General features: G+C 64.0%; 16 protein-coding genes. 11 read left to right on the forward strand and 5 right to left on the reverse strand.

The genetic code is table 11. The features are described 5' to 3' along the window. Positions 1-36 precede the first annotated feature (36 nt). The gene (locus P9273_RS23915) at positions 37-480 is read left to right on the forward strand and encodes a MucR family transcriptional regulator (protein WP_278050964.1); all 444 of its coding nucleotides are present in this window, start codon (positions 37-39) and stop codon (positions 478-480) included. 3 nt (positions 481-483) lie between these two features. Continuing rightward, on the forward strand, positions 484-792 hold the full coding sequence (locus P9273_RS23920) for a hypothetical protein (protein ID WP_278050965.1): 309 nt from the start codon (positions 484-486) through the stop codon (positions 790-792). 287 nt (positions 793-1,079) lie between these two features. On the opposite strand, the gene P9273_RS23925 is transcribed toward P9273_RS23920, so the two are convergent. The 3 genes from P9273_RS23925 to P9273_RS23935 form a co-directional block, all read right to left on the reverse strand. Further along, entirely contained in the window at positions 1,080-1,280 is a 201-nt protein-coding gene (locus tag P9273_RS23925; protein ID WP_278050966.1) for a hypothetical protein, read from the reverse strand. A 303-nt stretch (positions 1,281-1,583) separates the two neighbouring features. Continuing rightward, the gene (locus P9273_RS23930) at positions 1,584-2,330 is read right to left on the reverse strand and encodes a lysozyme inhibitor LprI family protein (RefSeq protein WP_278050967.1); all 747 of its coding nucleotides are present in this window, start codon (positions 2,328-2,330) and stop codon (positions 1,584-1,586) included. Positions 2,331-2,543: 213 nt separating this feature from the next. Next, positions 2,544-2,780: a hypothetical protein gene (locus tag P9273_RS23935; RefSeq protein ID WP_278050968.1), complete on the reverse strand. Its 237-nt coding sequence runs from the start codon at positions 2,778-2,780 to the stop codon at positions 2,544-2,546. A gap of 135 nt (positions 2,781-2,915) precedes the next feature. On the opposite strand from P9273_RS23935, the gene P9273_RS23940 reads away from it, so the two are divergent. The 6 genes from P9273_RS23940 (at position 2,916) to P9273_RS23965 (ending at position 10,912) form a co-directional block, all read left to right on the forward strand. Continuing rightward, positions 2,916-4,793, forward strand: coding sequence for an ABC-F family ATP-binding cassette domain-containing protein (locus tag P9273_RS23940; protein WP_278050969.1), 1,878 nt, complete (start codon positions 2,916-2,918; stop codon positions 4,791-4,793). A gap of 85 nt (positions 4,794-4,878) precedes the next feature. After that, complete coding sequence (locus P9273_RS23945) at positions 4,879-6,987, forward strand: molybdopterin-containing oxidoreductase family protein (protein WP_278051023.1); 2,109 nt, start codon at positions 4,879-4,881, stop codon at positions 6,985-6,987. Between the two features lie 64 nt (positions 6,988-7,051). Next, positions 7,052-7,828: a 4-hydroxy-tetrahydrodipicolinate reductase gene (gene dapB / locus P9273_RS23950; protein ID WP_278050970.1), complete on the forward strand. Its 777-nt coding sequence runs from the start codon at positions 7,052-7,054 to the stop codon at positions 7,826-7,828. A 218-nt stretch (positions 7,829-8,046) separates the two neighbouring features. Then, positions 8,047-9,006, forward strand: a complete 960-nt coding sequence (locus P9273_RS23955) for an ABC transporter substrate-binding protein (RefSeq protein ID WP_278051024.1) — start codon at positions 8,047-8,049, stop codon at positions 9,004-9,006. 165 nt (positions 9,007-9,171) lie between these two features. Next, positions 9,172-10,026, forward strand: coding sequence for an ABC transporter ATP-binding protein (locus P9273_RS23960; protein ID WP_278050971.1), 855 nt, complete (start codon positions 9,172-9,174; stop codon positions 10,024-10,026). A 13-nt stretch (positions 10,027-10,039) separates the two neighbouring features. Next, positions 10,040-10,912, forward strand: a complete 873-nt coding sequence (locus P9273_RS23965; protein ID WP_278050972.1) for an ABC transporter permease — start codon at positions 10,040-10,042, stop codon at positions 10,910-10,912. Here P9273_RS23965 and P9273_RS23970 read toward each other — a convergent pair whose 3' ends face one another. Further along, the gene (locus P9273_RS23970; protein ID WP_278051025.1) at positions 10,913-12,286 is read right to left on the reverse strand and encodes a sensor histidine kinase; all 1,374 of its coding nucleotides are present in this window, start codon (positions 12,284-12,286) and stop codon (positions 10,913-10,915) included. Beyond that, positions 12,286-12,963 (reverse strand): response regulator, encoded by a 678-nt coding sequence (locus P9273_RS23975; protein WP_278050973.1) that lies wholly within the window; start codon positions 12,961-12,963, stop codon positions 12,286-12,288. The genes P9273_RS23970 and P9273_RS23975 overlap by 1 nt, the downstream gene beginning before the upstream one ends. A gap of 475 nt (positions 12,964-13,438) precedes the next feature. Here P9273_RS23975 and P9273_RS23980 point away from each other — a divergent pair, with 475 nt between their 5' ends. The 3 genes from P9273_RS23980 to P9273_RS23990 form a co-directional block, all read left to right on the forward strand. Beyond that, positions 13,439-13,669 (forward strand): DUF680 domain-containing protein, encoded by a 231-nt coding sequence (locus tag P9273_RS23980; protein WP_278050974.1) that lies wholly within the window; start codon positions 13,439-13,441, stop codon positions 13,667-13,669. Between the two features lie 51 nt (positions 13,670-13,720). Continuing rightward, positions 13,721-13,927 (forward strand): DUF680 domain-containing protein, encoded by a 207-nt coding sequence (locus P9273_RS23985; RefSeq protein ID WP_041001820.1) that lies wholly within the window; start codon positions 13,721-13,723, stop codon positions 13,925-13,927. A gap of 54 nt (positions 13,928-13,981) precedes the next feature. Further along, the coding region (locus P9273_RS23990) for a DUF680 domain-containing protein (protein WP_278051026.1) at positions 13,982-14,128 on the forward strand (147 nt) is incomplete at its 3' end.

Below are 14,128 nucleotides of genomic sequence, written 5' to 3' on the forward strand. Positions count from 1 at the left end.
AGCTGGCGATTTAAGGGCCAGCAGAAGGTGAAAAAATTGTCCAACATCGACGACAAGACTGCAATCGAACTGACCGCCGACATTGTCTCGGCCTATGTCGGCAACAATCCGCTCCCTGCCTCCGGCCTGCCTGACCTGATCGCCAGCGTCAGCGCCTCGGTGCGCAAGCTCGCCAGCAGCAGCGTTGTCAAGGAGGCGGTGGCGCTGACGCCCGCCGTCAATCCGAAGCGCTCGGTTTTCCCAGACTACATCGTGTGCCTCGAGGACGGAAAGAAGTTCAAGTCGTTGAAGCGCCACCTTGCGACAGATCACGGCCTGACGCCGGACGAATACCGCGCGAAATGGGGCCTGCCCGCCGACTACCCGATGGTGGCACCGAGCTACTCGGCGACCCGCTCGGCGTTGGCCAAATCGTCCGGCCTGGGCCGCAAGCCGGCCGGCGGCGATGCAGCCAAGGGCAGGCGCAAGGCCAAGGCCTGAGGCATGGTGCCCGCAACGGGCGACGTCGCGCCAACGCCATGGCGCGACCGCCAGGCTGCCCTCGGCGATTTGCGCCGCGGGGTGGCCGTTCAGTCCTCGGTAAATGCGGCCGACGGCGTCAGGGCGCGGCGCATCCTGTTCTCGTTGGGCGAAACGTCCGGCGACCTGCTCGTCGCGCTCGATGCGCTCGACCGGTTCGAGCGCGCGATCGTCGAATGCGACGATCCGTCGGTCATCGAGGCGCGCAGGCTGAACTGCCTGGCCGTTCTGGACCGCCTGGCGGCAAACGGTCAGCCACGCGCGGGCTGTTAAAGCATTTATCCCGAAAGCGGGAACCGGTTTCGGGATAAAGACATGCGTAAATCAAAACCTAAAGCGCATGGAGCGAATCTGAAAGATCGCGACGCGCTTTAAGCAACTCCAAGGAAAATGTGAGACGGCTGGAGCGTTTCACACTTTCCGTGAAACACTCCAGCCAAGCGTTTCACCGTTTCACCGAGACGGCGAAACGCCCTATCTCTTTGTTTTTACGCAATTCCGGACGGAAGGCTACGGCGAAGTCGCCGAGCCTGACCGCTCGCGCTTTTCCCGCAATTGCGCTAGCGGCTGCCCTGAGATGGCTTGGCCGGCCGGCTGCGTTTGGAATCCTGCTCGCCGGCAAGGCTCTCCGCCTCCACCGCTGTCATCTCAAGAAGATAGACAAGCATCTGATAGCGCGTGCGCGAGAGCATTTTTGCCAGCTTGCGCGTGATCTCCGCGACATATCTCAACGTTCGTAAATCGCTGGGCGCTCCATCCATCGTGAGCTCCTGACACGGCCAAGTTATTTGGGCCAAGTTACGGGACCAAGTTACGGGACCAAGTTATCGTTGGCGCCTACTTCCGACTCACGGCGCGTCTATAGGTTTGCAGGTTTATGATAAAACTGAAATCAATTTTTTCATAAACATCATGCATGGCTCGCAAGATTTTTCTGCCCTTCTTTGGTGGCATCGTCGCTCGTCCCGCAATATTCAGCCGACGCCGAACTTGCGGTTGTCTTGCCGCGCCAGGTTGATCTTCCGCCGGGGAATATGATCGCTGCGGCCGGCAGGCAGCGCTGGTCAGTCTTTATAGGCGGAACAGAAAGCCGGCGGATTGTCATTGCCGATCATGGCGCAGCCGCGCTTGATCTCGTCGATCATCATGCTGCAGGCATTCTGCCCGTTGCAGGGCGGATTGGTCGCCGGCGACACCTGGATGCACTGCGAGACATACTGGTCCGACTTTGCCTTGCCGGCGGATTGCACGCACGGCCTCGTGTCTTTCTGGCTAGCCTGGGCAGGGGCGGGTTTCGCAGGCGCGGCGCCAGCCTTCGCAGACGCGGCCTTGGGCGCCGCAGGCGCGTTCTTCGTGGGCGCGGCATTGCCGCCGCTTTGCGGCACACAGGAGAGGTCGCCTTCCGGGCATTGCAATTGGCGCTGCAACTGCGCCAGCCGCACCTTGGTCAATTCCGCCTTACAGGTCTCGACCAGGGTCGCATAGACCGAGCCGTCAGCATAGGGCTGGGTGCGGAAGGCGCATTCCTTGTCGCGGAACGGGATCCAGGCGCGCTGCGCGTCGCGCAGGCGCTTCAGGTCGGCGGGAGCGAGATGTCCCGCCAGCGCCTTGTAGACCGCGTTGAGCCCCGCGTCCGCCGAAGCGGCATTCGCGGCCGTGCAGCTAGCAAGATCGGCCTGTGTCTTCGCTGCCGCGCAGTCGATGGCTGCCGCATGGGCCGCGGGGGTAGTGAGAAGCATAGCCAGCCCGGCGACGACTGCGAAAATCGCGACCGCCAGCGAGGCCGAAAGGAGCGTGGTCTTGCCCGACATCTGATCTGCCTTCCGTTGGATTCCACCCACCGCTCGCGCCAGCATAGGTTGAGACGACAGCGGCGATCAACGCCAAACCTGCGACGTGGCAAGCAAAGTGTGACCGGTGATTGGCGAATGCGGAGGGGCGAACAATCTCCCTGTGTGGGGAGATGGGCCGGCAGGGCAGAGGAGCGCTGTCTCGCCAACCTCTTAGTCAATCATGGGTGAAGCCTAAGATGTCATTCCGGAATCGATCTGGATCACCAGGTGTTCCGGCGCCCGCGTCTCTGGCCTGTTCGCAATCTTTCCCGCTTGGGGAGAGGCCGGTTGGGCCTGCGGTCCGCTCGCAGGCCCGGTTGGGACTAAAATTTGAGTGGTCTGATCCTCGAACAGAACCACCTGCGTCGCCAGCGCGGTTGTCGTGGCGACCTGAAAGAAGATGAAGGCGAGGGCGAGATAGCGGATCACGGGCCTCCCAACGCTTTGGCCGGCAACTGGTTCCAGTCCGCCGGGCTTTTACCGGATGGTACGCGGTCGCACATGTCGGGTCCCTCCAGGCGCTGGCTCTTGCGAAGCGCCGATGTCCCGTGCAAAAGCCCGCTTATGCTTATCATCAACGACCTTACGCTGCGCATGGCGGGGCGGCTGCTTCTCGATCATGCCTCATTGACGCTGCCGGCCGGCACCAAGGCCGGTCTCGTCGGCCGCAACGGCACCGGCAAGACCACGCTGTTCAAGGCGATCACCGGCGACTTCCCTTCGGAAACCGGCTCGATCAGCCTACCGAAGAACACGCGCATCGGCCAGGTGGCGCAGGAAGCGCCAGGCACCGAGGAGCCGCTGATCGAGATCGTGCTGAAAGCCGATGTCGAGCGCCAGGCTTTGCTCGAAGAGGAGAAGACCGCGACCGACCCGCACCGCATCGCCGAAATCCATACGCGGCTGGCCGACATTGACGCGCATTCGGCCGAATCCCGCGCCGCCACGATCCTTGCCGGCCTTGGCTTCGACGATGCCGCGCAGAAGCGTCCGGCTTCGTCCTTCTCCGGCGGCTGGCGCATGCGCGTTGCTTTGGCCGCCGTGCTCTTCTCCGAGCCTGACCTTTTGCTGCTCGACGAGCCGACCAACTATCTCGACCTCGAAGGCACGCTCTGGCTGGAGAATTATGTTTCCAAATATCCGCACACGGTCTTGCTGATCTCGCATGACCGCGACCTGCTCAATCGCGCCGTCAACTCGATCGTCCACCTCGACCAGAAAAAGCTCACTTTCTGGCGCGGCGGCTACGATCAGTTCGAGCGCCAGCTCACCGAGCAGCGTGAGCTGCAGGAAAAGAGCCGCGCCAAGCAGGAAGCGCAGCGCAAGCACATGGAGTCCTTCGTCGAGCGTTTCCGCGCCAAGGCGTCCAAGGCAAGGCAGGCGCAGTCGCGCCTGAAAGCACTGGAGAAGCTGAAGCCGATCGCGGCTGTCGTGAACGACACGGTGCGTCCGTTCTCTTTCCCCGAGCCGGTGAAGACGGTCGCCTCGCCGATCGTGGCGCTGAACGGCGTCAATGTCGGCTACACCGAGGGCAATCCGGTCCTGAAGAAGATGACGTTGCGCATCGATGCCGACGATCGCATCGCGCTGCTCGGCGCCAACGGCAATGGCAAGTCGACCTTCGCCAAATTGCTGGCCGGCCGGCTGAAGCCTGAGACGGGTTCGATGACGATCGCGCCGGGTCTGAAGGTGGCGATCTTCGCCCAGCACCAGCTCGACGATCTGCGCCCCGAGGAAAGCGCCTACAAACATGTGCGCCGGCTGATGCCGGACGCGCCGGAAGCCAAGGTGCGCGCCCGCGTCGCGCAGTTCGGCCTGTCGACCGAGAAGATGAACACCGCCGCCAAGGACTTGTCTGGCGGCGAGAAGGCGCGCCTGCTGATGGGCCTGTCCGCCTTCGAGGGCCCGAACCTCTTCATCCTCGACGAGCCGACCAACCACCTCGACATCGACAGCCGTGAATCTCTGATCCATGCGCTGAACGATTTCCCGGGCGCGGTCATCCTGATCTCGCATGACCGGCATCTTCTGGAGGCGACGGCCGACCGGCTCTGGCTGGTCAAGGACGGCGCGGTCAATCCCTATGACGGCGACCTCGAGGACTATAAGACGCTGGTCACCGGCGTCTCCTCTAACCGCCGCGAGCAGAAGGAAGCGGACAAGGCCTCCAAGGCCGACCGACGCCGCGAAGCCGCCCAGCGCCGCGCCGCGCTCGAGCCTTTGGCCAAGGAAATCCGCGCTACCGAGGCGCTGATGGACCGCATCCGCAAGCGCATCGACCTGATCGAGGATGAGCTCGCCAATCCGGCAGTCTACGAGAAAGACCCCTCGACCGCGACGCGGCTCGCCAAGGAGCGCTCGCAGCTGGCGCAGACCCTGGCCCAGAACGAAGACAAGTGGCTGACCATGTCGGCGGAATATGAGGAAGGGATTGCGGAGTGATTAGCTGATCTCCCCCCTTGTGAGGGAGATTGGCTAGTTGTCTCTGGCTCTACACGCCATCCCCAAAACCCGCTACACACCCCGCATGAACCAGCACGCCAAGCTCCGGATCGGCCATTCGGCCTGTCCGCATGACTGCCCGTCCACCTGTGCGCTCGAAGTCGAGCTGCTCGACAACAACCGCATCGGCCGTGTCCATGGCGCCAAGGCGAACAGCTATACGGCGGGCGTCGTCTGCGCCAAGGTCGCGCGCTATGCGGATCGCGTGCACCATCCCGACCGGCTGCTGAAACCGCTGGTGCGCGCCGGCGCCAAGGGCGAGGGCACCTGGAAGGAAGCGAGCTGGGAAGCCGCGCTGGACCTCGTCGCGGAAAAGTTCATAGCGGCGGAATCGAAATACGGCTCGGAGACCGTCTGGCCCTATTTCTACGCCGGCACGATGGGATTGGTGCAGCGCGACGGCATCGAGCGGCTGCGGCATGCGAAGAAATATTCCGGCTTCTTCAGCTCGATCTGCACCAATCTCGCCTGGACCGGCTGGATGATGGGCGCGGGCGCCTTGCGCGGTCCCGATCCGCGCGAGATGGCGAAGTCCGACTGCGTGGTGATCTGGGGCACCAATGCCGTGGTGACGCAGGTCAACGTCATGACCCATGCGACCAGGGCGCGGAAAGAACGCGGCGCGAAGATCGTCGTCATCGACATCTACGAGAACGCCACGATGAAGCAGGCCGATCTCGGCCTGGTGCTGAAGCCCGGCACCGATGGCGCGCTCGCTTGCGCGGTCATGCATGTGCTGTTCCGCGATGGCATGGCCGACCGCGCCTATCTGGAGAAATACACCGACGATCCGCGCGGGTTGGAAGAGCATTTGCGCACGCGCACGCCCGAATGGGCGGCCGCCATCACGGGCTTGCGCGCCGATGAGATTCAAGCTTTCGCGCATTTGGTCGGCACCACGAAGAAAACCTACTTCCGCCTCGGCTACGGTTTTGCGCGCCAGCGCAACGGTTCCGTCAACATGCATGCCGCGGCCTCGATCGCCGCCGTCACGGGCGCCTGGCAGTATGAGGGCGGCGGCGCCTTCCATTCCAATTCCGGCATCTTCAAGCTGAACCAGGATGTGCTCGAAGGCACCGCGATGCGCGACCCCAACATCCGCTATCTCGACCATTCGCGCATCGGCCCGGTGCTGACGGGTGCTGAGGACGCGCTCTATGGCGGCCCGCCGGTGACGGCGATGCTGATCCAGAACACCAATCCCGCCAATGTCGCGCCGGAGCAGCGGCTGGTGAGAAAGGGTTTTCTGCGCGAGGACCTGTTCACCTGCGTGCACGAGCAGTTCATGACCGATACGGCGAAGCTTGCCGATGTCGTGCTGCCGGCGACGATGTTTTTGGAGCATGACGACATCTACAAGGGCGGCGGCAACCAGCACATCACGCTCGGCCCCAAGCTGATCGAGCCGCCGGAAGGGCCGCGCACCAACCACTACGTCAACGAGGAGCTCGGCAAGCGGTTGGGCGTCGGCGACCGGCCGGGCTTCGGCCTGACCGAGCGCGAGCATATCGACATCATCCTCGGCAAGCGCGGTCTCGGCAGCTTCGATACTTTGAAGGAAAAGAAATGGGTCGACCTGCAGCCCGATTTCGACGAGGCCCATTTCATCAACGGCTTCGGCCATGCCGACAGGAAATTCCACTTCCGGCCCAACTGGACCGGGCAGTGGGCGCCCAACCGGCCGCCGAAAAGCATGGGCCTTTTCGGTCCGGTCGAGCGGCTGCCGGAATTCCCCGACCATGTTGAGCTGATCGAGGTCGCGGATGAGGAGCATCCCTTCCGCCTAGCGACCTCGCCGGCGCGCAACTTCCTCAATTCCAGCTTTGCCGAGACACCGGTGTCGAAGGCCAAGGAGGGCAGGCCCGAGCTGCTCATCCACCGGGACGATGCTGAGGCGCTCGGCATCGAGGATGGCGGTCGCGTCGAGGTCGGCAACCGGCGCGGCGATATTGTGCTGCACGCCAGGTTCTTCGACGGCGTGAAGCGCGGCGTGGTGATCGCCGAAGGCATCTGGCCGAACAGCGCTCATGAGCGCGGCGAGGGCATCAACGTGCTGACGGGCGCCGACGCGCCGGCGCCCTATGGCGGCGCCGCCGTCCATGACAACAAGGTCTGGCTGCGCGCCCTGAATTGACCGGTCCTGCCAGAGTCCGTCGCCATGTCGTTCTTCGGACTCATCTTCTCAGTCGGAGCTCGCCATGCAGCAGCCGCTCAGGATAGCCATAGCCGGCGCGCTCGGCCGCATGGGCCGGCAGATGGCGGAGACAGCCGCTGCCGATTCTCGGCTGGAACTGGTCGCCCGCTTCCATCGGCCGGGCAGCAGTGGCGAGGGGCTGGTCGAGCGCGACGAGGCGCTGGCGCTTGCCGACGTGGTCGTCGACTTCACCACGCCGGCGGCTTCCGCCGAATTGGCCAAGGCGTGCGCCGCGCGCGGCGGTCCGGCACTGGTCATCGGCTCGACCGGGTTTGATGTCGCTGAGCTGGAAGCCGTAGCGCAAGCGGCGAAGAAGATCGCAATCGTCCGCTCGGGCAGCTATTCGCTGGGACTGAACATGCTGACCGGTCTTGTCGAACAGGCGGCGCGGGCACTCGGCCCTGACGATTGCGACATCGAGATCTTCGAAGCACATCATCGCTTCAAGGTCGACGCGCCGTCAGGCACGGCGCTGATGCTGGGCGAAGCGGCTTCGCGAGGACGCGGCGTCGCGTTGGATAATGTGGCGAAGCGCGCCCGCGATGGCCTCGTTGGTCGGCGCAACGCCGGCGAGATCGGCTTTGCCGTTACTCGCGGGGGCAGTATCGTCGGCGAGCACAGCGTAAGCTTCCTAAGCCAAGGTGAGACGCTCACGCTCTCGCATGCCGCCGGCGATCGCTCGATGTTCGCGCGCGGCGCCGTTGCGGCGGCACTGTGGGTTGTCGGGCGGCCGCCGGGCGAATACGACATGCAAGATGTGCTGGGCTTCACTGCCTCGTGACCGGAAGCCAAGCCGCATTCCGTTCCACAGCCGCCAAAACGGCTGAAAGCCAGCTGAAAGCTTGGCCGTGCCATGACGGTTTTGTGGCGTTCGCCACATGAGCGGCTGGGAGTGGCCGCAAGGAGGAAATGCGGCGCGCTGCGTCGCCCAGTGGAGGAAGTTACGTGACCCGTCTCATCTCTAAACGCGTTCTGCGCTCGGTGGCGCTGACGCTTGCCATGGTTGGCGCCGGCGCATCGACGGCCTCGGCTGCCGACAAGATCACCATCATCGTCGGCGGCATGGAAAAGCAGATCTATCTGCCGGCCGTGCTAACCCAGCAGCTCGGCTATTTCAAGGATGAGGGGCTGGACGTGGAGTTGGTGAACTCTCGTGCGGGCGTCGAAGCCGAGAACGAATTGCTGGCCGGGGCCGTGCAGGGTGTCGTCGGCTTCTACGACCACACCGTCGACCTGCAGTCGAAGGGCAAATACATCCAGTCGATCGTGCAGTTCAGCCAGGCGCCGGGCGAGGTCGAGCTGGTCTCGGCCAAGCATCCCGAGATCAAGTCGCCTGCCGACTTCAAGGGCGCGACGCTCGGCGTCACCGGTCTCGGCTCCTCGACCGATTTCCTCACGCAATATCTCGCGGTCCGCAACGGCCTGAAACCCGGCGATTACACGCTGCTTCCGGTCGGCGCCGGCAACACCTTCATCGCCGCCGTCAAGCAGGACCAGATCCAGGCCGGCATGACGACCGAGCCGACCATCGCCAAATTGCTGCAGACCGGCGAAGCCAAGGTGCTCGTCGACATGCGCACGCCCGAGAAGACCAAGGAAGCGCTGGGCGGCGACTATCCGGCAGCCTCTTTCTACGTCCAGTCGAGCTGGCTCGAAGGCCACAAGGAAGAGGCGCAGAAGCTCGCCAATGCCTTCGTCAAGACGATGAAGTTCATCGCCAGCCATTCGGCCGAGGAGATCGCCGACAAGATGCCCAAGGACTATTACGCTGGCAACAAGGACCTCTATGTGCAGGGCCTTGCCGGCGGCAAGGCGATGTTCACGCCCGACGGCCGCATGCCGGCCGACGGACCGGAGACGGTGCTGAAGGTTTTGTCGACCTTCTCCAAGAGCCTGCAAGGCAAGCAGATCGACCTGTCGAAAACCTATACGACCGAGTTCGTCGACGCGGCGAAGTAAGCGCCGGCAGGCAAGGGCGGGCCGATCGGTCCGCCCTTGAAAAACAAGAGCTTGCGCCGGCCGCCTGAATCAATTCGGCAGCGGCCCCTTTCCGGATGCCGAGCCGAGTCAGGCCCATGAGCTTGACCCGTCGGCATCCCCGCGCCACCACAACAGGAGTGTGCCATGCAATCCCAGACCATGGCGGCCGAGAAACTGTCTCCGGCCGCGCTTCCGGCCGACGCCGCTATCGCCATCGACGATGTGACGCTGCGCTTCGTCACGCCGGACGGCCATATGATGACGGCGATCCGCGATTTCACCATGACGGTGGCGCGCGGCGAGTTCGCCTGCGTCGTCGGCCCGACCGGCTGTGGCAAGTCGACCACGCTCAACCTCGTCACCGGCCTACTCAGGCCCACCACCGGCAATGTCCGCGTCATGGGCAATCCGGTCGCCGACATCAGCCGCGATATCGGCTTCGTCTTCCAGGCCGACGCGCTGTTTCCATGGCGCAGCGTCATCGACAACGTCGCCGCCGGCCCGCTGTTTCGCGGCACGCCGAAGCAGCAAGCCTATGACAAGGCGCGCGACTGGATCGGCCGCGTTGGTCTTTCGCGTTTCGAAAAACACTATCCGCATCAGCTCTCGGGCGGCATGCGTAAGCGCGTCGCGCTTGCCCAGACCTTCATCAACCAGCCCAAGATCCTGCTGATGGACGAGCCCTTCAGCGCGCTCGACATGCAGACCCGCACCGCCATGCAGGACGAGCTCTTGGGCCTCTGGTCGGGGCTGAAGTCCTCCGTCGTCTTCGTCACCCACGATCTGGAGGAAGCGGTGGCGCTGGCTGACAAGGTCTATGTGCTCACCGCCGGCCCGGGCACGGTGAAGAGCGTCTACCGCATCGACCTGCCGCGTCCGCGCGTCATGGCCGATATCCGCTACGACCCGAAATTCATCGAGATCGCCAAGGTGATCTGGAACGATCTGCGCGAGGAAGTGCAGCTCGGCCAGAGCCGTGGCCTCCAGGCAAGCCATTGAGGGGAGACTTATCATGACCGCCATCTCTCCGACCGATCAAGCCGCCCGCGCCACCTCGATCGTCGCCGCCGAAGCGCAGGCAAGGGCGCGGCTGCGCAAGCGCCACACCTTGGTCATCGGCCTGCGCCTCGCGATCCTGATCGTCTTCCTCGGCCTTTGGGAACTCGGCGCCGATTACAACTTCATCGATCCGTTCTTCTTCTCCAGCCCGTCGGGCATCTGGGAGCAGATCTGGTCCTGGGTCACCGAGGGCACCTCGCAGGGGCCGCTCTGGCTGCAGATCTACGTGACCCTGGAGGAAACCTTCCTCGGCTTCGCCATCGGCGCCGTCGGCGGCATCGTGGCAGGCATCATTCTCGGCCGCAACAAGCTGCTGGCGGATGTCTTTTCCATCTACATCAAGATCGCGAATTCGGTGCCGCGCGTGGTGCTTGGCTCGGTGTTCATCATCGCGCTTGGGCTCGGCATGGCGTCTAAAGTGGCGCTGGCTGTCGTCATGGTGTTCTTCGTCGTCTTCGCCAACGCCTTCCAGGGCGTGCGCGAGGCCGACAGGGCGATGATCGCCAACGCCCAGATCCTCGGCGCCTCGCCGATGCAGATCACCAGATCGGTCATCATCCCGTCGGCGATGAGCTGGATCCTCGCCAGCCTGCATGTCTCTTTCGGCTTCGCTCTGGTCGGCGCGGTGGTCGGCGAGTTTCTCGGCGCCAAGCAGGGCATGGGCCTCTTGATCTCCACCGCGCAGGGCGCCTTCAACGCCAATGGCGTCTTCGCCGCCATGATCATCCTGGCGGTGATGGCGCTGGTGGTGGAGTTCCTGATCACCCGCTTCGAGAACTATGTGGTGAAGTGGCGTCCGGCGCCGTTCAACGAACAGGGGACGTGATCAGGCAGATCGCTGGTCAGGGACGGCCAATGGCAGCCGCACCTCGACCTTGAGCCCGCCCGCGGCGGCGTCGCCAAGCGTGACGCTGCCGCCGGCATTCTCGACCACCTCACGCACGATGGCGAGACCAAGACCGCTGCCTTCCTCGGTTGCGCCGGCAATACGGTAGAAGCGCTCGAAGACATGCTCCCGCTCTTCCGGCGGGATTCCCGGACCGGTATCGCTGACCGTGAGCTCGGCTTCGCCATCCGAGGCGGCGAGCCGCACCGTGACGCTGCCGCCTGGCTTGGAATAGCGCAGCGCGTTGTCGACCAGGTTCACGATCATCTCGCGCAGCATCGTGCCGTCGCCGACCACCGTCACCGGTCCGTTCTCCTCGAGGCCGAGGTCGATGTCGCGCTTGATCGCCGCCGGCGCCTGCGCTTCCAGCACATGGCGGGCGGCTTCTGTGAGATCGATGCGATCGGCGCGCGGCCGGCGGCTGCCGGGTTCCGCCCTCGATAAGGCAAGCAGCTGCTCGGCCAACCGCGCCAATTTGCCGGAACTCGTCTGCAAGGCAACAAGCGCCTCATGGCGCCGGTCGGCCGCGGTTTCGCGCAAGGCATAGCTTGCCTGCGTCGACAAGAGCGCCAGCGGCGTGCGCAGCTGATGCGCGGCGTTCGCAATGAAGCGCCGCTGCGCGGCCATCTGCGCCCGCACGCGCTCCATATAGGCGTTGAGCGCGTCGATCAGCGGCCGGATCTCGCTCTGCGCGCCTGTAACCTCGACCGGATCGAGATCGCTGCGGCTTCGCGAGCGCACGGCATCGCGCAGCCGGAGGAGCGGCGCCAGCCCGCGGCGCAGGCCGAGCAGCACGAACACACCGGCAATAGCCACCAAGGCAAGCTGCTGGGCGAAGGCGCTGAGCCACAGCCGCTTCACCATCGCGTCATGGCCGGCGAGCGTGACGCCGACCGTGACCTTGATCGGTGAATCCGTGCCGGCTCCGATCACCGCATGGCTGAGCGTTGCCAGGCGCAGCCGGTGATCGCGATAGGAGGCTTCGAGGCCGCCGTGCTCCGGAGCCACGGGCAGGTCGGGATAGCCGGTCAGCAGCCGTCCGCCGGCGGTCTCGACGCGATAATAGACGCTGTCACGGTCGCCGGTGTCGAACATCTCGATCGCCGCCGGCGGCACCGTCGCGTCGAGCGCGCCGCCCGCCATCGCCACCTGCTCGGCGATCGCGCGCGCCGATCCGACCAGCATGCGATCGGTGACGAGGTCCGCCGTTGCCAGCGCGTTGCCATGGCTGGTCCACAGGTTGATGGCGGCGAGCCCGGCCAGCGGCAGCACCACCCAGGCCAGCAATTGCAGGCGAAGGCTGCCGATCCTGATCATGGCGCCGGATCGTCGTGGCGCAAAAGATAGCCGAGACCGCGCAAGGTGACGATCTGGACGCGTGAGCCCTCGAGCTTCTTGCGCAGGCGGTGCACATAGATCTCGATGGCGCTGGGGTCGGCATCGGTCTCGAAGTCGTAAATCGCGGTCGACAGCGCCGCCTTGCTCACCGTGCGCCCTGCCTTGACCACGAGTTGTTCCAGCACGGCGTGCTCGCGCGGCGTCAGCGACAGCGTCGCGCCGGCAAGCGAGAACAGGCGGGTGTTGGTGTCGAAGACGAGATCGCCGCAGGCAATGACCGGGGCGGTGCGGTCGTTGGCGCGGCGCAGCTGCACGCGGATGCGCGCTTCCAGCTCCTCGATCTGGAAAGGTTTCGCCAGATAGTCGTCGGCACCTTCGTTGAGGCCCTTGACCCGGCCGTCGAGACTGGCATTGGCGGTAAGCACGATCACCGGCACCGGGTTGCCGCGCGCCCGCAGCCTTTTCAGCACCTCCATGCCGCCCATGCGGGGCAGGGCAAGGTCGAGGATGATCAAAGCGTGGTCGCCGGCGGCCAAAGCATGCTCGACATCCTCGCCGTCATGCACGACGTCCACGACATAGCTCGCCTGGCGCAGCGTCTTGGCCAGCCAATCGGCCAGTTCGCGATTGTCCTCGACAAGCAGCAGCCGCATCGGTTGTCGCTGTTTCCTCCCAACGGCGCCGGCTCCACCAAGGGCAGCAGCGGCGTCCAAACTGGTCCTGAGGCAACCGATAGTATCGATCGGTCCGCAAGGCAAATTTGGTTTCCCGCCGGTCGTCACCCTGTCATGGCGCCTGCCGAGCCGCCTGCCGGCTTGTTCAAGTGATGAAACCGAACCGTTCGGTTCAATTAATGTTGACGGTTCGTGTAACTAAGGTGAACGCCGGCGCCTCACATACGGGTGCCGCTTCGCAGGACAGTCGCCCTAAGCAATTGATATTGAACGATAACAATGTGGCCGCCGCGTCGTTCACGTAATTTCAAGATCGAACCGAACGGTTCGGTTCACAACTTTTCGTGATTGGAAATGGCAACAGGGCCGACCCATTTCGGGGTGGTCCGAGCGACGCGAATTTCCATTACGGCACGCCACTAGACGGACAGACTTTAAATCTGGAGTACCTAAAATGAACAAGATTGCTTTTGCCGCCGCTGCCTTCCTCATTGCCACGGGCAGCGCCTTCGCCGGCAGCGACCACTATGGTTCGGACAACGTCAACCAGCCGGCCGTGACCGCTCCTGCGGGCAATGTCGACAACACCGTCACGGGTTCGATCCGCAAGTTCGAGCAGCGCGACCTTCACATCAAGCCGGCTCAGAACCAGCCGGAATCCGGCCAGGGCATCTGGGGCCGCTAAGCGGTCCCATCCTGACCAACGTCAACCAACTTTGAATCTGGAGTAACTCAAATGACCAAGATCGCTCTTACTGCCGCTGCCCTTCTCGTTGCCACCGGTGCCGCTTTCGCCGGCTCCGACAACTACGGCTCGGCCAACGCCAACCAGCCGGCCGCTTCGGTCGACACCTCCTACACCGCTTCGGTCAAGAAGTCGGATGCGGATGCCCAGAAGCCGGTCGTCCAGGGCGCCAACCACGACCTTTTCGGCAACCATTAATCGGGTTCGCCAAGCGAACCTTCCACCAACAATTTTGAATCTGGAGTAACTCAAATGACCAAGATCGCTCTTACCGCCGCTGCCCTTCTCGTCGCCACCGGTGCCGCGTTCGCCGGCTCGGACCACTACGGCTCGGCCAACGCCAACCAGCCGGCCGCTTCGGTCGACACCTCCTACACCGCTTCGGTCAAGAAGTCGGAT

Source organism: Mesorhizobium sp. WSM4935 (assembly GCF_029625735.1).
Taxonomy (GTDB): Bacteria; Pseudomonadota; Alphaproteobacteria; order Rhizobiales; family Rhizobiaceae; genus Mesorhizobium.